Origin of the sequence: Tardiphaga sp. 20_F10_N6_6, assembly GCF_052076045.1 — a bacterium.
Taxonomy (GTDB): domain Bacteria; phylum Pseudomonadota; class Alphaproteobacteria; order Rhizobiales; family Xanthobacteraceae; genus Tardiphaga; species Tardiphaga robiniae.
The window spans coordinates 4,528,170-4,551,012 of record NZ_CP197239.1 but is presented as its reverse complement, the minus strand read 5'-3'; the positions used below and the strand labels follow the sequence as shown (position 1 = coordinate 4,551,012).

General features: G+C 61.7%; 19 protein-coding genes. 7 read left to right on the top strand and 12 right to left on the bottom strand.

What is annotated here, in order from left to right; all coding sequences use genetic code 11:
* Nucleotides 1–103: 103 nt before the first annotated feature.
* The 3 genes from AB7813_RS21870 to AB7813_RS21860 all read left to right on the top strand — a co-directional run bounded on the left by AB7813_RS21870 (nt 104) and on the right by AB7813_RS21860 (nt 2,903).
* A complete protein-coding gene (locus AB7813_RS21870; protein WP_439065610.1) occupies nt 104–1,687 on the top strand; it encodes a Na+/H+ antiporter in 1,584 nt (527 codons plus the stop codon).
* 113 nt (nt 1,688–1,800) lie between these two features.
* Complete coding sequence (locus AB7813_RS21865) at nt 1,801–2,550, top strand: glucose 1-dehydrogenase (protein WP_093758024.1); 750 nt, start codon at nt 1,801–1,803, stop codon at nt 2,548–2,550.
* A gap of 173 nt (nt 2,551–2,723) precedes the next feature.
* Entirely contained in the window at nt 2,724–2,903 is a 180-nt protein-coding gene (locus AB7813_RS21860; RefSeq protein ID WP_439065609.1) for a hypothetical protein, read from the top strand.
* Between the two features lie 4 nt (nt 2,904–2,907).
* Here AB7813_RS21860 and AB7813_RS21855 read toward each other — a convergent pair whose 3' ends face one another.
* From AB7813_RS21855 to AB7813_RS21810, 10 genes are all read right to left on the bottom strand, one after another.
* Nucleotides 2,908–4,272: an FAD-containing oxidoreductase gene (locus AB7813_RS21855; protein ID WP_439065608.1), complete on the bottom strand. Its 1,365-nt coding sequence runs from the start codon at nt 4,270–4,272 to the stop codon at nt 2,908–2,910.
* A gap of 114 nt (nt 4,273–4,386) precedes the next feature.
* Complete coding sequence (locus AB7813_RS21850; protein ID WP_231078435.1) at nt 4,387–5,382, bottom strand: branched-chain amino acid ABC transporter permease; 996 nt, start codon at nt 5,380–5,382, stop codon at nt 4,387–4,389.
* A complete protein-coding gene (locus AB7813_RS21845) occupies nt 5,379–6,245 on the bottom strand; it encodes a branched-chain amino acid ABC transporter permease (RefSeq protein WP_068737690.1) in 867 nt (288 codons plus the stop codon). Before AB7813_RS21845 ends, AB7813_RS21850 begins: the two co-directional genes overlap by 4 nt.
* A gap of 12 nt (nt 6,246–6,257) precedes the next feature.
* Nucleotides 6,258–6,962, bottom strand: a complete 705-nt coding sequence (locus tag AB7813_RS21840) for an ABC transporter ATP-binding protein (protein WP_089266697.1) — start codon at nt 6,960–6,962, stop codon at nt 6,258–6,260.
* Nucleotides 6,955–7,674, bottom strand: a complete 720-nt coding sequence (locus AB7813_RS21835; protein ID WP_439065607.1) for an ABC transporter ATP-binding protein — start codon at nt 7,672–7,674, stop codon at nt 6,955–6,957. Before AB7813_RS21835 ends, AB7813_RS21840 begins: the two co-directional genes overlap by 8 nt.
* A 45-nt stretch (nt 7,675–7,719) precedes the next feature.
* The gene (locus tag AB7813_RS21830; protein ID WP_439065606.1) at nt 7,720–8,964 is read right to left on the bottom strand and encodes an ABC transporter substrate-binding protein; all 1,245 of its coding nucleotides are present in this window, start codon (nt 8,962–8,964) and stop codon (nt 7,720–7,722) included.
* A 209-nt stretch (nt 8,965–9,173) separates the two neighbouring features.
* On the bottom strand, nt 9,174–10,121 hold the full coding sequence (locus AB7813_RS21825; protein WP_441228373.1) for a glutathione S-transferase family protein: 948 nt from the start codon (nt 10,119–10,121) through the stop codon (nt 9,174–9,176).
* 19 nt (nt 10,122–10,140) lie between these two features.
* Complete coding sequence (locus tag AB7813_RS21820) at nt 10,141–10,350, bottom strand: hypothetical protein (protein WP_439065604.1); 210 nt, start codon at nt 10,348–10,350, stop codon at nt 10,141–10,143.
* A 133-nt stretch (nt 10,351–10,483) separates the two neighbouring features.
* Nucleotides 10,484–11,764: an MFS transporter gene (locus tag AB7813_RS21815; RefSeq protein WP_441228372.1), complete on the bottom strand. Its 1,281-nt coding sequence runs from the start codon at nt 11,762–11,764 to the stop codon at nt 10,484–10,486.
* A gap of 84 nt (nt 11,765–11,848) precedes the next feature.
* Complete coding sequence (locus AB7813_RS21810) at nt 11,849–14,131, bottom strand: FdhF/YdeP family oxidoreductase (RefSeq protein ID WP_439065602.1); 2,283 nt, start codon at nt 14,129–14,131, stop codon at nt 11,849–11,851.
* Between the two features lie 193 nt (nt 14,132–14,324).
* Here AB7813_RS21810 and AB7813_RS21805 point away from each other — a divergent pair, with 193 nt between their 5' ends.
* The 3 genes from AB7813_RS21805 to AB7813_RS21795 all read left to right on the top strand — a co-directional run bounded on the left by AB7813_RS21805 (nt 14,325) and on the right by AB7813_RS21795 (nt 17,897).
* On the top strand, nt 14,325–15,437 hold the full coding sequence (locus tag AB7813_RS21805; protein ID WP_439065601.1) for an alkene reductase: 1,113 nt from the start codon (nt 14,325–14,327) through the stop codon (nt 15,435–15,437).
* 81 nt (nt 15,438–15,518) lie between these two features.
* Complete coding sequence (locus AB7813_RS21800; RefSeq protein ID WP_081422070.1) at nt 15,519–15,710, top strand: hypothetical protein; 192 nt, start codon at nt 15,519–15,521, stop codon at nt 15,708–15,710.
* Nucleotides 15,711–15,806: 96 nt separating this feature from the next.
* Nucleotides 15,807–17,897 (top strand): molybdopterin-containing oxidoreductase family protein, encoded by a 2,091-nt coding sequence (locus tag AB7813_RS21795; protein WP_441228371.1) that lies wholly within the window; start codon nt 15,807–15,809, stop codon nt 17,895–17,897.
* A 9-nt stretch (nt 17,898–17,906) separates the two neighbouring features.
* On the opposite strand, the gene AB7813_RS21790 is transcribed toward AB7813_RS21795, so the two are convergent.
* Nucleotides 17,907–20,030 carry a molybdopterin-containing oxidoreductase family protein gene (locus tag AB7813_RS21790; RefSeq protein ID WP_441228370.1) on the bottom strand — a complete coding sequence of 708 codons (2,124 nt, stop codon included), beginning with the start codon at nt 20,028–20,030 and terminating at the stop codon, nt 17,907–17,909.
* Nucleotides 20,031–20,214: 184 nt separating this feature from the next.
* On the opposite strand from AB7813_RS21790, the gene AB7813_RS21785 reads away from it, so the two are divergent.
* Nucleotides 20,215–21,132 carry a helix-turn-helix domain-containing protein gene (locus AB7813_RS21785; RefSeq protein ID WP_441228369.1) on the top strand — a complete coding sequence of 306 codons (918 nt, stop codon included), beginning with the start codon at nt 20,215–20,217 and terminating at the stop codon, nt 21,130–21,132.
* A 21-nt stretch (nt 21,133–21,153) separates the two neighbouring features.
* Here the strand turns inward: AB7813_RS21785 and AB7813_RS21780 are convergent, their stop codons facing one another.
* Nucleotides 21,154–22,791 carry a GMC family oxidoreductase gene (locus AB7813_RS21780; RefSeq protein WP_441228368.1) on the bottom strand — a complete coding sequence of 546 codons (1,638 nt, stop codon included), beginning with the start codon at nt 22,789–22,791 and terminating at the stop codon, nt 21,154–21,156.
* Nucleotides 22,792–22,843: the final 52 nt, after the last annotated feature.

Here is a 22,843-nt window from a genome sequence, read left to right as displayed (position 1 = left end):
TGTACAGCCCGTGCGACATTTGCAAGATAGATGACAGACATCAGATCACGGCATTGGCCCGAATCGACGTCCGACCGTTTTTCTCGCATCTCGACAGGCCCTCATGACCGCCGTTTCCCGCTTCGAAATTATCCTGCTGCTGATGGCTGTCATCGTTTTGCTCGACATGATCGCGCGGCGTTTTCAGCTCCCGCGCGCGGCTGCACTGATCCTCGGCGGCATCGGCTTCGCACTGATCCCGGGCACCCCGGATGTCGAAATCGACCCCGAGCTGGTGCTCGTGCTGTTTCTGCCGCCGCTGCTGATGTCGAGCGCCTGGTTCACCTCCTGGCGGGATTTCCGCGCCGATCTTCGCATCATCCTGCAGCTCGCCGTCGGCGCTGTCTTCTTCACCACCCTCGTGGTCGGCGTGGTTGCGCATCTGGTGATGCCGTCGCTGCCCTGGGCTGCCTGTTTTGCGCTCGGCGCCATCGTCTCGCCGCCGGATTCGGTGGCGGCCAAGGCCGTGCTGCAGAGCGTGCCGCTTCCGCCGCGCATCATCGTGCTGCTGGAGGGCGAAAGCCTCGTCAACGACGCATCGGGCCTGGTGCTGCTGCGCTTCGCCATCGCGGCAGCGCTGACCGGCTCGTTCAGCGCCACTGCGGCCACCGTGAGTTTCTTCTCGGTCGCGATCGGCGGCCTGCTTGTTGGCATCGTCTTCGCCTTCGCCGCCATCCTGGTGATCAAGCGCATCAAGGAAATCGACCTTGCGATTGCATGGACCTTCCTGGTCGCCTGGATCTCCTATATCGCCGCGGAAAAGCTCCACGTCTCCGGCGTGCTGTCCACCGTCGCCTGCGGCATGATCCTCGGATGGAAGCAGCACGAGTTCTTCGGCGCTGCGACGCGCACCCGGGCCACCGCAGCGTGGAGCGTCGTCGTGTTCGTGCTGGAATCTCTGGTGTTTATCCTGATCGGGCTGTCGCTGCGCGGCGTGCTGTATCGCCTCGGCGGCTATGACGCCGTGGTGGCGCTGTTGCCGGTGACGGCTGCTGTCATCGCAGCAGTGATCCTCGCGCGCTTCGCCTGGATGTTTCCGGGCACCTATCTGCCGCGCATGCTGATGCCGAAGCTGCGCGCCCGCGACCCCGCTCCGCCATGGACGGTGCCGTTCATCATGAGCTGGGCCGGTTTGCGCGGCGTGGTGAGCCTCGCTGCCGCATTATCATTGCCGGAGGAATTTCCCGGCCGTGACGTCATCCTGGCGATCACCTTCGCAGTCATCTTGGTGACGGTCCTTGTCCAGGGCTCGACGCTGGCACCGATCGTGCGCCGTCTCATCAAAACTGACAATGTCCGCACACCGCATCACTCCAAACTCAGCGAGGCGCAGGCGCGCGCGCGCGTTGCGGCCGCGCAATTTTCAGCTATCGAGAAGGCGTCACGCAATGATGACGGCACACATCGCCATCCGCGCCTGTTCGAGCAATATACCTATCGCAAGGGCGCCGCAGCGCGCTATGCCGAAGAGGCCGAGGCACTATCGCCGCACCGCATCGACCATTACACGACCGTGCTGGCCGCCATCGAAGCCGGCCGTGCAGAGCTTCTGAAGATGCACCGTGAGGGTGAAATCCACGACAGCGTGCTGCACGCCATCGAGGAAGGCCTCGATCTCGAAGAAGTCAACGCAAGACGCTTCCTGTAAAAGCCACGCTTCCTTTAGCAGCCATTCGCCGTAGCGCCTTCACAGCCGCCACCATCGGCTCTAACCTTGATCGTCAAGCGCCAGCCAAGGCGCAAAATCCGGGAGAAAACAACATGCGACTTCAAGGCCTATCCACCATCGTCACCGGCGGCGCATCGGGTTTCGGCGCCGAGATCGCACGATCTTACGCGCGCGAAGGCGCCAAGGTCGTCATCCTCGATCTGAATGCCGATGGCGCGAAGAAGGTTGCGGCCGAGATCGGCGACAGCGCAATCGCCCTCGGCGGCAGCGTCACCAGCAAGGCGGATGTTGATGCCTCGGTGAAGCTCGCGGTCGAAAAATTCGGCAAGCTCGACGTCGTCGTCAACAATGCCGGTTGGACCTTTCGCAACAAGCCCTTGCTCGAAGTGACCGAAGAAGAATTCGACAAGGCGTTCGACATCAATGTGAAATCGATCTTCCTGATGACCAATGCCTGTGTGCCGGTGATGAAGAAGCAGAAGAGCGGTCGCATCATCAATATCGGCTCGACAGCCGGCGTCCGGCCGCGTCCGGGCCTGACCTGGTACAACGCCACCAAAGGCGCGGTGAACCTGATGTCGAAATCGATGGCCGTGGAACTGGCGCCCGATGGCATCCGCGTCAATTGCATCGCGCCGGTGATCGGCGAAACCGCGCTACTGGAATCCTTCATGGGCGTGCCGGATACACCGGAGAACCGCGCCAAATTCATCGGGACGATCCCGCTCGGCCGCATGTCGCGCCCCTCGGATATCGCCAATGCCTGCGTGTATCTGGCAGGCGAGGAATCCGAGTTCCTCACCGGCGTGATCCTGCCGGTCGATGGCGGGCGAACAATCTAGAACGAGGAAATTCATAAACCATCGAATCCGGTCAGATTCGATTTACCACTCGCGTTAAGCAGTTCACCGGTCATTCATGCGATGGTCGCGTCATGATCGAGGGACACACCTCGGCAGGGAAGGCGTCAGGGTCAGGCCGGTCAACGGTCTGACCCCTCTCTTTGGGGATCATCATGGCAGCAAAGAAGAAACCGGCTCCGCGCAAGAAAAATGCTGCGCCCGATGTGGCTCACCCCGCTTCTGCAGTCGTGACAATGGCAGCCCGTAATCTGATCAATATGGCGATTGTGTCTGCATCCTGCGCAACCACGTTGTTGACGCTGATGGCCGTGCTCAAGTTCCAGACCGCCTGAGCGGTCACTTCATCTCGTTGAGCAGTGTCGGGATCAGTTCCGACACTGTCGGATGGATCGGCACCGCCCATTGCAACTGGGTATAGTCGGCGCCGGCATTCATGATGTCGAGGATGCCATGGATCGCCTCGTCGCCTCCGGTACCGAGGATGGCGGCTCCCAAAATCTTCTTCGTTTCAGCATCGACCACAACCTGCATCATGCCCGCGGTCTCGCCCTTCTCGACGGCACGGCCCACATGGGTCATCGGCCGGTTGCCGATCAGCAATTTCTTTCCTGTGGCCTTTGCCTGAGTCAGCGTCATGCCGACGCGGCCAAGCGGCGGATCGATGAACAGCGCATAGCCGGGAAGCCGATCGCTGACGCGGCGGCTTGCGCCATCGAGCAGATTGGCGGCGATGATCTCGAAATCGTTGTAAGCCGTATGCGTAAAGGCGCCGCGACCGTTGCAATCGCCCATCGCAAAAATGCCCGGCACATTGGTAGCGAGACCGTCATCGACCTTGATATAGCCCCGCGCGTCCACAGCGACGCCAGCCTTGTCGAGACCGAGATCGTCGGTATTCGGCCGTCGCCCGACGGCGAGCAAAACATCACTGCCGATGATCTCCGGCGCGCCTTCGGTGCAGTCGACACCGACAGTCACGCCATCGGGATGTGGCTTGAAGGTGATGCATTCGGCATTGGTTCGGATATGGATGCCCTCGGCGAGCAGGATATCGCGGATCGCCTCTGAAATCTCCACATCCTCGCGCGAGACCAGATGCGCGCCTTTCTCAACCACCGTCACTTCGGCGCCGAAGCGGCGATACATCTGCGCAAATTCGAGCCCAATATAACTGCCGCCGATGACCACCAGATGTTTCGGTACCCGGTCGAACTGCAGGATGCCTGTATTGGTCAGATAGGTGACGTCGTTGATCCCCGGCATATCCGGCACGACGGCCCGCCCACCGACATTCAGGAAGATCCGCCGAGCCGTCAGCAACTCATCGCCGACGCGGATCGTATCCGCAGATTCGAAGCGCGCATGGCCGTTGATGACCGTGCATTTGTCCATGCCGCGCAACCAGCTTTCGACGCCATTGCGCGAGTCGCGGATCACCTCGTCTGCCCTCGCCTTCACGCGAGCCATATCGATCCGCACGGGCGCGTCAATCATCACGCCATAGTCGCTGCCGCGGCGCGCAAGATGCGCAGCATAGGCGGAGGCGACCAGCGTCTTGGTCGGTTTGCAGCCGGTATTGACGCAGGTGCCACCAAACAGATGACGTTCGACGATCGCGACCGACATGCCTGCGGATGTGAGCCGACCCGCGAGTGAAGGTCCGGCCTGCCCAGCGCCGATGATGATAGCGTCGAAGCGCATGATTTCAGCTCCCAACCGGCAGAGCCAATGCTCCACCGCGGCGAGAGACTAGCGTTGGAAACGGCATCAGCCAACGGATGACCGAAGTTCCAGCGCCGCCAGCTCCCGAGCCGCTTAGGGCTTGCCGGCAACCGCAGGGCCGCGCCAACGCGCCCAGAGTCGTTCAAACAGCGGCAACAGCCCGCGCGGCGTCACCAAAATCACCGAGATCACCACGATGCCGTAGATGAAATAATGCAGGCCGGGCAGCGTGCTGCCGAGCTTGCCGCGCAGGATTTCACCAAGTGGCACCAGCAGCAATGCGCCAAGCGCGGGGCCATAGGCGCGGCCGAGCCCGCCGACGGTTGCAAACAGCACGATCTCGATGGTGATGACGGGCGAGATCAGCAGATAGGGATCGGCAAAAGTGAGATAGCGCACATAGGCGGTACCAACGACGGAGGCGAGCATCGCCGAGATCACCATCGCGGTGATCTTGTAGCGCAGGATGTTGACGCCAATCGCCTGTGCCGCCTTTTCGTTGTCGCGGATGGTGCGCAGATAATAGCCAAGCGGCGAATTGAGGATCGCAACATTGACCAGCACGCAGATCGCCGCCAGCCCCAGCATCATCCAGAACGCACCGTGACCGCCGCCAAACTGGAACGCCAGGAAATTACCCGTGTCCTTCGGCAGCAGCAGCCCGGACGCGCCGCCGAGGAAGTCCCAGCCCTCGACAACGATGCTGCCCATTTCCGCGAAAGCCAGCGTGATTAGCACGAAAGAGAGATGGCCGAGCTGAAAGCGGAAATCGATCCAGGCAATCACGGCGCCCAGGATTCCGGAGATCACCGCCGAGATCACGAGACCCAGCCACATATTGATGCCGAGCTTGAGCAACAGCGCGGCCGAGAACATCGATCCGATGCCGATAAACAGGCTGTGCGCCAGCGAGATCTGCCCGGCCATGCCGCCGACGATGTTCCACGACGAAGCCAGTGCCACATAGACCAGCGCCAGCGTGAGAATGTGGACGTAATAGCTCGACAGCACGAACGGCATGATGGCGGCGATGACCAGCGCGCCCCACCAGATCGGCGATGCGAGCGTCTTGTAGAATTCGTCTCTCATCGTGCCGAGCTCCAGGTCAGGCCCTTCGGGAGAAACAGCATGATCGCCACGAAGATGATATATGGCAGCAGCAAGCCGATCGGGCCGTCGAGATAGATCGTGCCGAAAGCTTCGGCGATGCCGATGATCAGGCCGCCGAGCATGATGCCGACGAAATTGGTCATGCCACCGAGCACAACGACCAGCAGCGTGATCACGGTGTAGCGCAGACCCTGGGTCGGCTGGATCGGAGTGCCCGGCAGCAGCAGTGCGGCAGCCAATGCGAGAATGCCGATGCCGAGCGCGAAAGTGAGCACCTGGACGCGGCCGACATTGATGCCCATCAGGGCCGCGGCATGGGCATTCTGGTGCACGGCACGGATCGAGCGGCCGAAATCGGTCGAGCGCAGCATGATGTAAAGGCCGATCGCCAGCGCGAAGGAGACGACGAAAGCCACGATATGCGGCACCCGTAGCACCACGTCACCGAGAATGATCAGCTTGGATTCGACGAAGGAGGGCGTACGTGCCGGCTCGCCGCCGAACACCATCAGGATGCCGTTCTGCAGCACCAGGCTCAGACCGAGCGTAAGCTGCACCACCATCAGGAACTGATGTCCGACCATCGGCCGTATCAGGAAGATGTAGACCAGTGCGCCAATGGCGGTCATCAGCGGCACCGTGATGATGATCGACACATAGGGGTCCATGGCGAAGGCGGAGTACAGCGCGAGGCACATGAACATGCCGAGCGAGATGAAATCGCCATGCGAGAAATTGACGACGCCCGACACGCCGTAGACAAGCCCCATGCCCAGCGCCAGCAAGCCATAGGTGGCGCCGATCAGAAGGCCTTGGGCGAGAGCCTGATAAAGTTCGGTCACATCACTCTCCGATCACAGACCAAGATAGGCGCTGCGGGTGCGCGGATCGTTTTTCACGGTCTCCGCATCGCCCTCGACCGCCACCTGCCCGCGCTCCAGCACGTAGCAGCGCTTGGCGTGGCGCAACGTCAAATTCAGATTCTGCTCCACCAGCAGGATGGTCAGCCCATCGGCATGCAACTTGTCGATGATCTCGAAAATATACTGCACGAACAGCGGCGACAGACCGAGCGAGGGCTCATCGAGCATCAGGAGCTTGGCTTCCGCCATCAGCCCGCGGCCGATGGCCAGCATCTGCTGCTCACCGCCTGACAGTGACCCGGCACTCTGCGTCAGCCGCTCGCCGAGCCGCGGAAACAACCCGATGACTTTTTCCATCTGTTGCGGACGATGCTTGCGCGCGTGCGCATTGATGCCGCCAAGCAGAAGGTTTTCGCGGATGCTCATTTCCGGAAACACCAGACGGCCTTCCGGCACCTGCACGATGCCGAGCTCGACACGCGCCTGCGGCGTCAATTTGCTGATGTCCTCGCCCAGAAACAGAATCCGGCCGGATATCGGCTTGACCATGCCGGACAGCGCATTGATCAGCGTGGTCTTGCCGGCATTGTTGGCGCCGAGCAGACCGACGATCTCGCCCGCAGCGATCTTGGCGTTGATGTCGCGCAGCACCGGCACACCACCGTAGCCTGCAACCAGATTATCGATCTCAAGCATCGAGATGATCTCCGAAATAGGCATCCACGACGCGCTGATCCCGAAGGATCTCGTCGGGCGTGCCCTGCGCGATCTTCTCGCCGAAATTGATAACCACCATACGCTGCGCCAGCCGCATGATGACCGGCATCACATGCTCCACCATCACGATGGTGACACCCTGCTTGTTGAGCTCCTCGATGATCGCGATCGGCGCGGCGGTCTCGGCCATGGTCAAGCCGGCCATCACCTCGTCGAGCAGAATGCAGCGCGGATCGGTAGCGATGCACTTCGCCAGTTCCAGCAGCTTCTTGTCCTGCAGCGACAGTGTCGCCGGCGTCTTGTGCTCCTTGCCGCCAAGGCCGACACGCAGCAGCGCCTGCGCCGCATAGTCGATGGCCTCGCGCATCGGCCGGCGCGTCAACGCTGCGGTCGTGACGACGTCGAGCGCCGTCATGTCGGCAAAGGACTGGACGATCTGGAACGAGCGCATCAATCCACGGCGCACCAGCCGATCCGGCGACACCCCGATAATGCTTTCACCGTCATAAACGACGTCGCCCGCAGTCGGCGGAATGAAGCCGGAGATCACACCGAACAAAGTGGTCTTGCCGGCACCGTTCGGGCCAATGATGCCGAGAATTTCGCCTTTCTCGACGTCGAAGCTCACCGCGTTGAGCGCGACCAGCCCGCCGAACCGCCTGGTGATGTTGGAGACTTCCAGAAATGCCACAGCCGTCCACTCTTTATGTTGCGCCGAGCCTCAGTGCAGGACCGATCAGGACTTCGGCCGCGGCGGCACCTGGGCGAATTCCTTCGGGAATACGACCTGCTGATCCTGCTCGGGAGTCCATTGGATGAACATCGCAGAGCCATCCTTGAGCAGACGGTCTTCCGCGAATTGGAGGCCCTTCGGCTTGGCAATGTAGAGGTTCGGATCGCCTGCCGGAATGTTGACGTTCTTCAGCGCCTCGAGCAATGCATCGCTCTGCAGCGACTTGGCATTCTCGAGCACCTGCTGCAGCACGCGCGCCGCCTGGGCGTATTGCACCGCGCCCTGGCCGATTTTTTCGAGCTTGGCGACATCGCGCAATTCCGAGACGATCTTCTGCATCGACTCGATCTTGGCGCCCGCGCTGAAGCCGGTCATGCCGAACAGGTTCTTCGTCAGCACGGCCTTGCCGATCTCGGGGCCGAGATCCTTCCAGAGCGACAGATCCGAGTAGCCGCCGGTGCCACCGCAGAAGATGCTGCCGTGATAGTTCAGATTGTAACGCGCCTGATGCAGCAGGATGCCGTCGCGCGGCGTCACGAGGCCGACAACGACGTCCGGCTTGAGCGAGCGGATACGAACCATGGCCGCCGTCTGGTCCTGCGCACGAATATCGAGCGCGGCTTCGCCGATGATCTGGATGCCGCTGGCCTTCAGCTTCTCGACCAGGAATTTGTTCGACTGCTGGCCGGCCTCGTAATTCGAATAGGCCATGACGGCAGTCTTGATCGGAAACTTGAAATCATCGCGCAATGAGATGACGAAGTCATGCATGGTCTGCGCATAGCCGCGATCATAGGGATAACCCAGCGTGAACATATAGTTCGACTGCGACCCACCAGCCCAGACCGACAGCGTCGGAATCTTGGCTTCGTCGACCACCGGCGTCAGCGCCAGCATCTGTGCGCTGAGAATGGTGCCGGTCAGAAGCTGCACCTTTTCCTCGGTGATCAGGCGCCGCGCTTCGGCAGCGGTCCGCGCCGGCTGGCTGGTATCGTCCGCCAGCACCAGCTCGATCCTGGCGCCGCCCTTGCTCTTGATGCCGCCTTCGGCATTGATCTTCTTGATGATGTATTCGAAAGCCGGCTGGCCTTCCTGCGCGTAAGCCGCAAGACCGCCGCTCATCGAATTGACCATGCCGATGCGGATCGCCGGCTCGGCAGCGCCTGCGCTGCGAATGAACGGCGCGGCGATCGGCCCCGCCAGAACGGCAGAGGCACCAAGTCCAAATGTGCGGCGGGTCATGGTCATGTCATATCCTCCGATGCGCAACGACGCTGAAGCGGCGCGCTTTCTTGTTCTGTTACTGGGCGCTGGAGTGTCGAACACTGCGTTACAGATTGGGAGTCTGCATATCGCAGTCGGGCAGCGTTTTTCGGACTTAGCCGCGTTTGCGCAGCTGCGTCAAATTGCGGCGCATGGAAATCGCGAATGAGGGCCATGCATCCGTGACGGGGCTTTCACAGTCGCGCAATCGCAAAGCCTGCACGCGGGAAGTGTACAACCGTCGCGCCGAGATCGGGATCCTCACGCCGCAAAGCGATGCTGTCATGACCCGCAGAAACAAACGCACCGATGACGGGATCGAAACCCCAATCGGTCGGCATGACCGATACCATTACGCCTTCCTTAAACGGCAGACCTTGATCATCTGCAATATCGTTATGAGGAGAAGCAGATGTCGCCATAGGCTGACAGAGCCGCGCTATGTCCAGCGCCTGCTCGGGCGACAGCTCCTCAACCATTCCGTGCCCCAGCGCGGCAACCCGGTCCATCCACGCGAGAACGCGCGGATGCTCGGCAAGACCTTCGCTCTCACCGAGATTGCGGCGCGCGTACCAGAGCGGATGGTAGACGGCGATGTCAGCAAGTGATGGCGCGTTGCCGAGCAGGAATGCGTCGCCATGCGCAAGCCAATCGCTGAGCCAGGCTAGATGAATGCGAAACCGGTTGCGGAGCGCAGGAATCTGCTCACGCATCTTCACGCTGTCCCAGCCATCGAACTTGCCTGACGTGAAACTCGCGCGATCGGCATGGAGCTCTGGCGGAAAACGATCGCCGTTCAGGCCGAAGACCAGTCCAAGAGCATTGGCAAAGAGCGCGCAATCGGCCCAGGCCGCGATGATATCGGCCTGACCGCGCGTGCCCGTCGGATAAAGCGTCGTCTCGGGAAAACGCCGCTCAAGCTCCGCAAGAATGCGGCGCGTATCGCAATAGATGTCGGCCCCGACCTGCAGCACCGGAACGCGGCGATAGCCTCCGGTGAGCGCCACGAGCTCTGGCTTCGGCGCGATCCGCGGCTGGATCACTGACTGCCAATGCAGGCCCTTCAATCCGAAGGCGACGCGCACTTTCTCGGCAAACGGCGAACGCGGATAGTGATGCAGAACAAGATCGGTCGCCGTCACTGCATCCCTTGCCTGTCAGCTATGTCGCATGCACCGCAGTCGTCGCGCCGATGGAATACATCGCCTCGAATTCGGCAATCGGATGCGGAAGTCCATCCGGACCGGTGATCTCAACATCCCAGCTGCCGTCATCGAGCAGCTCCCTGGCCTTCTTGACAGCTCCGGCCGCGTTGTCGCGGCGGAGTGAAACAGTCCCTGACGTATCGGTTCCCCTGACGAAAAACGGCAAGTCACGTCCTCCCTGTGTGAGGCGCCCCGCAATGCGAGACCGCGCGCGACGTCTTGATCGCGTCACTCTGCGCATCAGACCACAGGACTCACGGCAATTCCAGCAACTTGCCGTCGCAATCATCATGAACCTGTTATGCAGCCCCGCGCTGCGCTGCGGGACGCGTCAACACGAAGAAGACGAGGGTGCATAGGGTCAGGAATACCGCCATTGAGATTAAAACTGCGGGCAATCCCCAGGCGGCGGCAATCGGACTGGTAGCCGATTGCATCACGGCGGTGCCGAGGAAGAATGACAGGTTTGCTGCAGAGAGCGCTTTGCCAATATTCTCGGCAGCGACGACCTGGCGGATCATCGCATAGACGAGCGGCTGCATCGCGACGAGAAGGCCGACGACCACAAGCAGGCCGGTATCGACTGCCACGGGCATCACTGGCAGGCCGAAAAGCGTGGCCAACGGATAGCCCGGTGCACCGAGCGCCATCACGAGTAGCAACGCGGCGGCGCACAAATGGACCGCAAACAGCAGCATGCGGCGATGACCCAGCTTGCGATCGAGCAGGCCCGACAGCGCCGGTCCGATCACCAGCGCCACCGTAAACAACGCCAGCACATTGCCGGCCTCAATCCGCGACAGTCCCTTGATATTCATCAGCCAAGGGCCGGCCCAAAGGCCACGCAACACAAGCTGAACCGCAAGTGACACGAAAGCAAGGATCACGATACCGCGCACAGCACGTGACACACCGAGTTGCAGAACCGAAACCATCTCGCCCAGAAGCGCGCGCGGCTGGCCTTCGGGACGCGATGCCGGCACCATGACCGCGATCAGCATCGCCACGACAATCGCCGCTGCGGCGGCAATCCAGAATCCGGCGCGCCATCCCCAGCGCTCGACGACGTAAGCAAGCGGACTGGCCGACAACAGCAGCCCCGCATTGCCGAATGACAGAATGATGCCGGACCACAGACCGAACTGCGCTGGTGTCAGCCGCTTGGCCGCGAGTGTCATCGGGCACATCAGCATGCCCGACGTCGCCATGCCGATCGTTGCCTGCGACACGAAGAACGAGAGCGGCCCGGTCGACAGCGCCGCAATCGCCGCGCCGCAAACCGTACCGGCGAACAGTACGAGCGACACCGTACGGATGCTGTAGCGATCCAGCGCGACGCCGACCGGAATCTGCAGGAGCGCGAAGAAAAAATGATAGGCGGAAGTCAGCGCGGCCAGCGTCTGCGGCGTGACGCCGAGATCGGTCGACATCACATCGATCGCGACCGCAGGCGTGGTGCGCAGCATGTTGGACAGTACATGCCCGCAGGTCAGAATGAGCATCGCGGCCACGAGCGCTACGCTCACGGGCGGATCGATGGCAACGCGCTTGAAGGCAGAAGAGTCGGCGGCACTGGTCATGGCGCTCGCCTACGCGGAAACACGGCGCGCATCAACCGCCACGAAAGCCGTGGCGGTCATGCTCTCTCAATGCTGCGGTGCAGCTTAAGCTGCAGATGCCTCGATGCGGATCGGGATCGATTTGTAAGCCGGCGTTCCCGACTTCAAATCGTGCTGGTCGAGCGACACGAGCACATTGGCCTCGGGATAATAGGCCGCTACCGATCCTTGCGGGATGTTGTAAGCCACCGCCGTCACCCGACGCAGTGCGCGCGGTGCGCTGTCTGGACGGTCCAGCACGATGTCGATCAGATCACCGTGGCTGAGCCCGCGGCGGGCGAGGTCCTGCTCGTTGACGAACACCACATCGCGCCGCCCGGTGATGCCGCGATAGCGATCGTTCATACCGTAGATCGTGGTGTTGTACTGGTCGTGGCTGCGCAGTGTGGTCAGCGTCAACGCGGTCTCGGCGGGGCCGTCCTCATAGAGGCCGGAGAAGACCAGGAACTGCGCCTTCTTGCTCGGCGTCAGCCATTCCCGTTCCGAGGCGGCGTTGCGCAGCCGGAAGCCACCCGGCTTCTTGATCCGCGCATTGTAGTCCTCGAAGGCCGGAAAGACCGACTCGATGGCGTCGCGGACCTTGCTGTAGTCGGCGACGTAGTCCAGCCACTTCACCTTGGTATTCGGCAAAGTCGCGATGGCCATATCGGCAACGATCGCAGTCTCGGACTTCAGATGCTCGGACGCCGGCTTCAAGCCGCCGCGCGAGGCGTGCACCATCGACATCGAATCTTCCACCGTCACCAGTTGCGGACCCGTCGCCTGCACGTCGATCTCGGTGCGGCCAAGGCATGGCAGGATGATCGACTCCTTCGCGATCAGAAGATGCGAGCGATTGAGCTTGGTGGCGATATGCACCATGAGATCGAGGCTGCGCATCGCCGGATAGGTCTCCTCGGGATCGGACATCGCGACCGCGAGATTGCCGCCAAGACAGATCAACGCCTTCGAACGTCCATCGCGGATCGCCTTCACCGACGCGACGGCGTCATGACCATGCGCAGTCGGCGGCTTGAAGTTGAAGGTGCGTTCGATGCCGTCGAGCAGCGCAGCGTTGGGTACTTCGGTGATCCCCACGGTGCGATCGCCCTGTACGTTGGAGTGCCCGCGCAGCGGCGAGATCCCGGCGCCGGGACGGCCGATATTTCCGCGCAGCATCAGGAGATTGGCGATCTGCTGCACGTTGCCGGTGCCGTGGCGATGCTGGGTGATGCCCATGCCGTAATTGATGATGACGCTCTTGGCCGCGGCGTAGATGTTGCCGAGGTTTTCGATATCGGCGCGCGGCAGGCCAGACGATTTCTCGATGGCCTCCCATGAGGTCGCGTCGAGATCGGCGAGCAGCGCCTCGATGCCGTTGGTATGTTCGGCGATGAAGGCGCGGTCAAGCACGCCGGGGCCGCCTTCGGCAAGGCTCGCGGCGTCGAGCGCCACGACGGTCTTCATTATGCCCTTCAGCACGGCAATGTCGCCGCCGACCTTGACCTGGTAATAGGTCGACGAGATCTGCGTAGAGCTCAACGTCAGCATTTCCGCTGGATGCTGCGGGGATGTGAATCGTTCCAGCCCGCGCTCGCGCAGCGGATTGATTGAAACGATGGCAGCACCGCGCTTGGAGCATTCGCGCAAGGTCGTCAGCATGCGCGGATGATTGGTGCCGGGATTGTGCCCGATACAGAACACCGCATCCGCATGATCGAAATCCTCGAGCGTCACCGTGCCCTTGCCGACGCCAATGGATTCCGGAAGGCCCACGCTGGTGGCCTCGTGGCACATGTTCGAGCAATCGGGGAAATTGTTGGTGCCGAACTCGCGCACGAACAACTGATACATGAACGCTGCTTCGTTAGAGCAACGGCCCGACGTGTAGAATTCGGCCATGTTCGGATCGGGCAAAGCGCGCAAGCCGGCACCGATCCGCGCCATCGCATCTTCCCATGAGATCGGAAGATACTTGTCGCTGGCCCGGTCATAGGCCATCGGATGGGTGAGGCGTCCCTCATTTTCGAGGTCGTGATCATGCCAGTCCCAGAGTTCACTCACCGTATGGGCCGCAAAGAATTCCGGCGTCGTGCGCTTGGCCGTTGCTTCCCACGACACCGCCTTGGCACCGTTCTCGCAGAATTCGAAGGACGATGTATGCTTTGGATCAGGCCAGGCGCAGCCCGGGCAATCGAAGCCGTGCGGCTGGTTCATCGTCAGGAGGCCATGCGTTTCGTTGACCACCGCCAACTGTCCGCGCACAGCGTCGGCCACTGCTTTCAACGCGCCCCAACCTGCGGCGGCACCTTTGTAGTTTTCGACGCCCTGAACCTGCTTCTTCGCCATCGCGATCCGTCCTTCGTCGTCAGGGCCCATATGGCCCAACCTAATTCCGCCTCGTAGCATTAAAGGCTGTAATACAGCGAATAGATGCCATCAACTTTGATTGACCGACCCCTGCGCTGTATTGAACGATACGAATGCCGCGACACCTGTTCACCAAGGCTATCGCCCGATTGATATTTTGAATGGAGCGCCGATGACCTCTTCTTCCCTGTTCCAGCCGCTGCAAGTTGGCCCGTATCAACTCAGCCACCGGGTTGCGATGGCGCCGCTGACGCGCATGCGGGCCGAGAAGACAACGCTCGCGGCCTGGACCCTCAACGCCGAATATTACGCGCAGCGTGCGACCGAAGGCGGACTGATCATCGCCGAGGCCTCGCAGGTGATGCAGGAAGGCCAGGGCAACCCGAACACACCGGGCATCTATACGAAGGAGCAGATCGCCGGCTGGCGTCAGGTCACTGACGCCGTGCATGCCAAAGGCGGCATCATCTTCCTGCAGCTCTGGCATGTGGGCCGTGCCTCACATTCCTCATTCCAGCCCGGCGGTGGGCTTCCGGTGGCACCGTCAGCCATTGCGATCGACGCTACCACGCGGACGGCTTCAGGCGAGACGGTATCTTACGAAACACCCCGCGCCCTGGAGACCAGCGAGATTCCCGGCATCATCGACGCCTACCGGCAGGCCACGCGCAACGCCAGGGAAGCCGGCTTCGACGGCGTCGAGGTGCACGGCGCCAACGGCTATCTGCTCGAACAATTTCTGCAGACCCGCAGCAATCAGCGTACCGACCAATATGGTGGCTCAATCGAGAACCGCGCTCGCCTGCTGCTCGAAGTGACCAATGCCGTCATCGACGCCTGGAGCACGGATCGTGTCGCCGTCCGCCTGTCGCCTTATGGTGTCTCGAATGACTCCGGCGAAACCAATCCGATGCCGCTCTACAGCTATGTGGTCCGTGAGCTCGACAAGCTCGGCCTCGCCTACCTCCATTTCGTCGAGCCGCGCACCAGCGGCGTCGGCCGCGCGGAAGTGTTTCATAACAATGTGCCTAAAGCCTATGAGCTGTTCCGGCCGATGTGGAGCGGCGTGCTGGTCACGGCCGGCGGCTTCGACGGCACCTCCGCCGAGGAGGCCGTCGCTTCCGGCAATGTCGATATTATCGCCTTCGGCCGCCCGTTCATCGCCAATCCGGATCTGCCGGAGCGTATCAAGCGCAAGGCGCCCTTTACGCCTTATAACCGGGCGACGTTTTACGGCGGCGATGTGGCTGGCTACACCGACTACCCGGTGCTTGGCGCAGGCTAGTCTGCGGATTATTCAATAGAAAGCACTTCTGGCGCGCTATAGGCTGTGTATGGGCCCGTAGCGGGTCAGGAGTATCGCCCCATGGATTCCACCCTATCAGCCGCCGAGCTCGACGATCGCATCGCCATCCTTCGCGACAATATCCGGCAGTTGATCGAGCAGGCCACCGCGGCTTCCGGCGAGAGCAACGAGGAGCGCACCGCGGATCGGCTGGCTCAGCAGAATGAGGAGCTGGACCGGCTGATCGCCCAACGCGACGCCTTGGGCAAATAGCCGAGAGGACTACGGACTGGAAGCCTGCCCGGTTGTCGGGCGGGATGCGTAAAACCGCGGCTTTTCCTCCAGTAAACTTTTGGCTAGCTTGGCTGCATGAACGTTCAAGCCAAGATCGACATCAAGCACTCCACCTGCCCGCATGATTGCCCCTCCGCCTGCGCCCTCGACATCGAGGTGATCGGCGGGAACAGCATCGGCCGGGTCCGCGGCTCCAAGGAGCAAAGCTATACCGCCGGCGTGGTCTGCGCGAAGGTCGCGCGCTATGCCGAGCGCATCCATCATCCCGAACGGCTGATGTATCCGATGCGCCGCACCGGCCCGAAGGGCTCCGGCCATTTCACCCGCATCAGCTGGGACGAGGCGCTCGACGAGATCGCTTTGAGGTTCAACGAGGCCGAGCGCGACTTTGGCGCGGAGTCGGTGTTTCCCTATTACTATGCCGGCACCATGGGCCTGGTGATGCGCGACGGCATCAACCGCCTCGCCAATGTGAAGAAATATTCGCGCTTTTACTCGACGATCTGCGCAACCATTGCCTGGGCCGGCTTTGCCGCCGGCACCGGCAAGGTCGCCGGCGTCGATCCGCGCGAGATGGCGAAGTCGGACCTGATCGTGATCTGGGGTACCAACCCCGTCTCGACGCAGGTCAATGTGATGACCCACGTCTCGCGCGCGCGGAAAGAACGCGGCACCAAGCTGGCGGTTGTCGACATCTACGACAACGACACCATGAAGCAGGCCGATATCAAGATCCTGCTGCGGCCAGGTACAGACGGCGCCTTCGCCGCCGGCGTCATGCATGTGCTGTTCCGCGACGGCCTAGCTGATCGCGACTATCTCGCCAAATACACCGATGCCTCGCCGGAGTTCGAGGCGCATCTTGCTTCGCGAACGCCGGAATGGGCGTCAGACATTTGCGGCGTACCCGCTGCGGAAATCGAAGCCTTCGCGCGCCTGGTCGGCGAGACCAAGCGCAGCTATTTCCGCCTCGGCTACGGCTTCACCCGCAGCCGCAACGGAGCCGCGCAGATGCATGCAGCGCTGTGCGTGCCCACCGTTACCGGCGCCTGGCAATATGAAGGTGGCGGCGCTTTCTTCAACAATGCCGCAATCTGGAAATTCGACAAGACGCTGATCGAGGGCCTCGACGTGCTCGACGAGAGCGTTCGGCGTCTTGATCAGTCGAAGATCGGCCGCATTCTGACCGGTGACGCGGAAGCCTTGCACAACGGCCCGCCAGTGAAGGCGATGCTGATCCAGAACACCAATCCGATGACGGTGGCGCCGGAACAGGCCTTGGTACGGCAGGGCTTTGCCCGCGAAGACCTGTTCGTCGCGGTGCATGAGCAGTTCATGACCGAGACCGCCATGATGGCCGATATCGTGCTGCCGGCGACCATGTTCATGGAGCACGACGATCTCTATTACGCCGGCGGCAACCAGCACATCTCGGTCGGTGCCAAGCTGATCGACGCACCGGAAGAATGCCGCTCGAACCACGACGTTCTGCAGGGCATCGCCACCCGCCTCGGCGCGAAACACCGCGCTTTCGACATGCATCCGCGCGACATCATCGACGAGACGCTGCAAGTCAGCGGTCGCGGTGGCATCGAAGGGCTGGAGGCCGACAAATGGCGCGACATCCAGCCGGATTTCCGCACCTCGCATTATCTCGACGGTTTCGCCCATGCCGACGGCAAGTTCCACTTCAAGGCGGACTGGTCGACAGTGCCGATGCCCAATGCCGGGCTGATGGGGGCGTGGGACGAGATGCCGTCGTTCCCCGACCACTGGGCGGTGATCGAACAGGTCGATGAGGCGCATCCGTTTCGTCTGGCCACGAGCCCGTCGCGCAGCTTCCTCAACACCTCGTTCAACGAGACGCCATCATCGCAGGCCCGCGAGGGTGCACCCAGTGTGATGATGCACCCCGTCGACGCGGCGAGGCTCGGCATTGCCGATGGCGATGCCGTGACACTCGGCAACACGCGCGGCGAGACGACCCTGACCGCGCGTATCTTCGAGGGCCTGCGGCGCGGCGTGCTGATTGCGGAATCGGTGCACCCCAACAAGGCGCATATCGGCGGTCATGGCATCAATATGCTGACAGCAGGCGAAGCCGTCGCGCCCTATGGCGGCGCGGCGTTTCACGACAACAAGGTGTGGGTGAAGAAGGCGGGATAGCCCGCCTTCTTACGCCGTCGATACCTGCACCAGGATGTCGGAGAAGGTCGGCGCACGTCCGAGATCGGCCATCGCCGGCGAAGTCAGCGCATGCACCGTTGCACTCTTGCGGGTCGAGCGTTGCCAATAGCCGCTCGGTGCCACCACCACGCCGGGCTTCACATCCGCCGAGATGGTGACGAGCGCCTCGAACGAGCCGCGATCGTTATAGACACGGATCGGCGCGCCCGCTTCGATGCCACGTACTGCAGCATCGTCGGGATGCAGTAGTACGGCCTGCTCGCCGGCATGATGGAGCTGCTTCGGCATATTGCCGAAATTGGAATTCAAGAATGCGTGGCTCTTCGGCGAGATCAGGCTGAGCGGATATCTCTTCGCCAGCTCGGGATTGGTCTGCGGCGATTCTCGTGGTGGAATATAGGACGGCAACGGATCGACCGGCTCGCCGGACTGTTGGCCACCATAGCCCTGCCGGAACAGCGGCACGACGAAATTGCCGCCGGCGGCGATCGAGGATTTGAATTCGCATTTGCCTGACGGCGTGAAAAAATTGCCTTCGCGATGTGGCGCGTAAGTATCGGATCCCTCGACTTTCAAGCGCGCATAGCCGGTTTGCTTCAATTGCTCGATGGTGATGTTTTCCAGCACGGGACTGGTCCAGTCCATCGAATCCGCAATCATCTCGTCATCGCTGCGGAAGAACGACGGATCGTCGATGCCCATGGCGGCGGCGAGCCTGCGAAACAGCTCAGTGTTCGATACGGCTTCGCCGAGGGGTTCGATCGCCTGGTTGTTGTAGGACAGATAAAGATGCCCCCACGAGAACATTAGATCCTTCTGTTCGAGCTGCGTCGTCGCCGGCAACACGATATCGGCAAAGCGCGCGGTGTCGGTCATGAAGTGTTCGCTGACGACGGTAAACAGATCCTCACGCGCCAGGCCAGCCTCGATCTTGCCCTGCTCTGTGACCATGGCCATCGGATTGGCATTGTAGACGCACAGCGACTTGATCGGTGGATCGAAACCAAGCTCGCCGGTGAGCACCGGGCCGAGTTGCCACAGATTCACGATGCGCAGATCCTCTCCTTGTAGGTCCGGGCGCATCAGCACGTCCCATTTCACCGGAAACGCCCAGATCGGCAGCTGCAGCAGACCGCCGCCGACGTGACGCCAGGCACCGATCAGCGCGGGCAGACATGAGATCGCGCGCACGGTTTGGCCTCCGCCGGCATGTCGCTCGACGGCGACGCCGATGCGGATTACCGCGGGCGGCGTGGTGGCATATTCACGCGCCAGCGTGCGGATGTCGTCCGCCGCGATCCCGGTGATTCCAGACACGTAGTCGGGCGTGTAAATCGCGGCACGTTCGGCCAGCTCGTCATAGCCGATCGAATAGTTGTCGACGTAATCGCGATCGATCAGCCCCTCGGTGGTGATGACGTGGATGAGGCCCAGCGCCAGCGCCGCGTCTGTCCCCGGCCTTATAGCGATGTGCCAGTCCGCCTGCTGCGCGGTCCGCGTCCGCACGGGATCGATGACCACAAGCTTGGCGCCGTTCTTCATCGCCTGCTTGATATAAGGCCAGTGATGCAAGTTGGTGCTGAGCGTGTTGCAGGCCCAGAGGATGATGTATTTGGAATGGACGAAGCTCTCCGGATCGGTACCCGGCGTATGGCCTATCGTCATCAGATAGGCAGTACAGGCGCCGGAATCGCAGAACGTACGTTCGGCCACCGTGGCGCCGAGCTTGTTGAACAGGGGATCGCCGACATTGAGGCCGTTGATGATGCCCTGGGTGCCAAGATAGCTGCACGGCAGGATCGCCTTGGCGCCGTCCTCAGCGATGATCGTCTTCCATTTGCCGGCGATCTCGGACAGCGCGGCACCCCATGAGATGCGCGTAAACTGGCCACTGCCCTTCGGCCCCGAGCGCCGCATCGGATAGAGAATGCGCTGGTCGCTATAGACGCGCTCCTGATAATCGTTGACCTTCACGCAGAGCCGACCTTGCGTGAACGGGTGATCCGGATTGCCCCGCACGGACACGGCACGGCCATCTTCGACCGTCGTGATCATGGAGCAGGTGTCGGGGCAATCATGGGGGCATGCACCAATTACGGTTATCTGGGTCAAGCTGGCCTCCGCTGGCTACCGATCTGGGTCGATGCCGAGCATGCTGAGCTGACGGGCTGTTGGCTTTTCCGAGCCTGCTGTTCTGTTTGCAAATCCTGCTGACCACGCGGCGGGTTCCGCCCCGCGCCCATGGCACAGGAATTGAATGTTAAGCGACGATCATTTCAGCGAGTGGGGGTTGGCTATGACGATTGCAGGCCACGGCGCGGAAAAGTATGTCACCGGACATCTCATCGATGGGTCTCAGGACCGGAATTGGCCCCATCTGCTCGCGGAGCGCTGGAGCCATCGGGCCGGCGATCTACCCTCGGTGCTGCCACGAGATACCGAGATTGCCATGTTCCTGCGCGGCAACTCGGTCGTGGAGCGTCAGGGCGGCGGTATGCGGCAACGGACGTCGGGCCATCGCGGCACCATCTGGCTCTGCCCCGCCGGCATTCGCGAAGAATATATCAACGTCTCCGAACCGGTCGCGGACTGCCTGCACATCTATCTTCCCGGCCAGCCCTTTGAGGACACGCTTCTGCAGGATCTGGAAATCGATCCATCACGTATGACCTTGCGCTATGAGAGCGTCGATCATGATCCATTCATCGAACAGGTCGCCGAGCTGATCCTGCAGGAGCTGAATACGGAGACCTCCGCCGGCCGACTGCTGATTGAAACACTCAGCAGTGCATTGTCCGCACATCTCGTTCACAAATATGCGGCGAACGCGATTCCGCTGAAGCGGCCACCGTCGTCCGACAAGCCATTGGATCAACGGCGGCTGGCGCGGGTAATCGAATTCGTTGACGCCAACATCTCGCGCGAATTCGCGGTCGCCGATATGGCCCGCACGGCCTGTCTCAGCCCGGCGCATTTCGCGCGGGTGTTCAAGGTCCGAACCGGTCTCACACCGCATCAGTTCGTCAGCGAACGGCGGCTGACACTGGCGAAACAAATGCTGGCGGATCTGTATCGACCAATCGTCGATGTCGCCTATACCGCGGGCTTTTCATCTCAAGCCAATTTTACCCGCGCCTTCCGCCGGGCGACCAACATGACGCCCGGCCAGTTCCGCGGCCAGACAGCCGCCTATCGGATGTCCGACGAACTGTAGCGCTGGAGCTCGCAACTGGAGCTACCGCGCATCCTCTAGGATCATATCCGACGCCTTCTCGGCGATCATGATCACCGGCGCGTTGGTGTTACCCGACATCAGGTCCGGCATGATCGATGCATCGATCACGCGCAGACCTTCCAGCCCACGCACGCGCAGGCGCTGATCGACCACCGCTTTCGCATCATTGCCCATCCGGCACGTCGAAGTCGGATGATAGACCGTGCTGCCGCGCTGGCGGCAATAAGCGAGCCATTGCTCGTCGGTCACCGTGCCCGGACCAGGCTCGACCTCCTTGGTCACGAATGGCTTCATCGCCGGCGCGTTCAGCATCTTACGCAGGATTTTCAGGCCTTCGACATTCGCCGTACGATCCGTTTCGGTCGCCAGATAGTTGATGCGGATCGCCGGCGGCACCGAGGGATCAGCGCTCTTGATGCGCAGCGAGCCGCGGCTTTCCGGGCGCAGCTGACAGACCGACGCCGAGAAGCCGGAAAACGGATGCAGTTTCTCGCCCATCTTGTCGGTGGAGAACGGCAGGAAGTGGATCTGGATATCCGGAGACGCCATGCGCGGATCGGTCTTGAAGAAGGCCCCGGTGGTGCCGGCAGCATAGGTCAGCGGACCGGTGCGGAACGCGGCATACTGCAGACCCATCATCGCCCGGCGAACGGGATGATTGACGAAGTCATTGAGCGTGATCTTCTGCGGGCATTCCATCACCATGCGGACCTGCATGTGATCCTGCAGATCACTGCCGACGCCGGGGGCATCAAGAAGGACCTCGATGCCGTGTTCCTTGAGCAGATCGGCGGGACCGACGCCGGAGAGCTGCAGCAGTTGCGGTGAATTATAGGCGCCACTCGACACCAGCACTTCCTTGCGGGCGCGCGCCTTGCGCACCACGCCATGCTGCTTGAATTCGATGCCCACCGCGCGCTTGCCTTCGAACAGGATACGCTGGGCCAGCGCTTCGGTTTCGACGCGGACCTTGCCCTGCTTCTGTGCCGGGCGCAGATAGGCCCGCGCTGTCGAGGCGCGGCGGCCGCCCTTCGTCGTGGTCTGGAACCAGCCGGCGCCTTCCTGCCTCGCGCCGTTGAAGTCATTATTCACCGGAATGCCCGTCTCGGCAGCTGCAGCGATGAAAGCTTCCGACAGCGGATCGGGGCAGCGCGAGTCCGACACCGGCAGCGGGCCGCCAACGCCGTGATACTCGCTCGGCCCACGCGTCTGATTTTCCGCCTTCTTGAAATAGGGCAGCACGTCGTCATAGCCCCAGCCGGTATTCCCGAGCTGGCGCCAGCGATCGTAGTCCTCATGCTGGCCGCGCACATAGAGCAGACCGTTGATAGAGCTGGAGCCGCCGAGCACCTTGCCTCGCGGTTGGAAGACCGAGCGTCCATCGAGGCCCGGTTCGGGCTCGGTCTGGTACATCCAGTTGACGGTCTTTTCCTTGAACAGCTTGCCGTAACCGAGCGGAATGTGAATCCAGATATTGCGATCCTTCGGCCCGGCTTCCAGCAGCAGCACCGAATATTTGCCCGAGGCTGAGAGGCGATTGGCCAGCACGCAACCGGCGGAGCCGGCACCGACGATGATGTAATCAGCCTCAATGGCGTCAGCCGACGCGCGATGCGTCGACGCAGTTTGACCGCTCATGTTTCCCCCGATTGTTTTCAGCAACTGAAAACGGAAATGACGGGGATGTAAA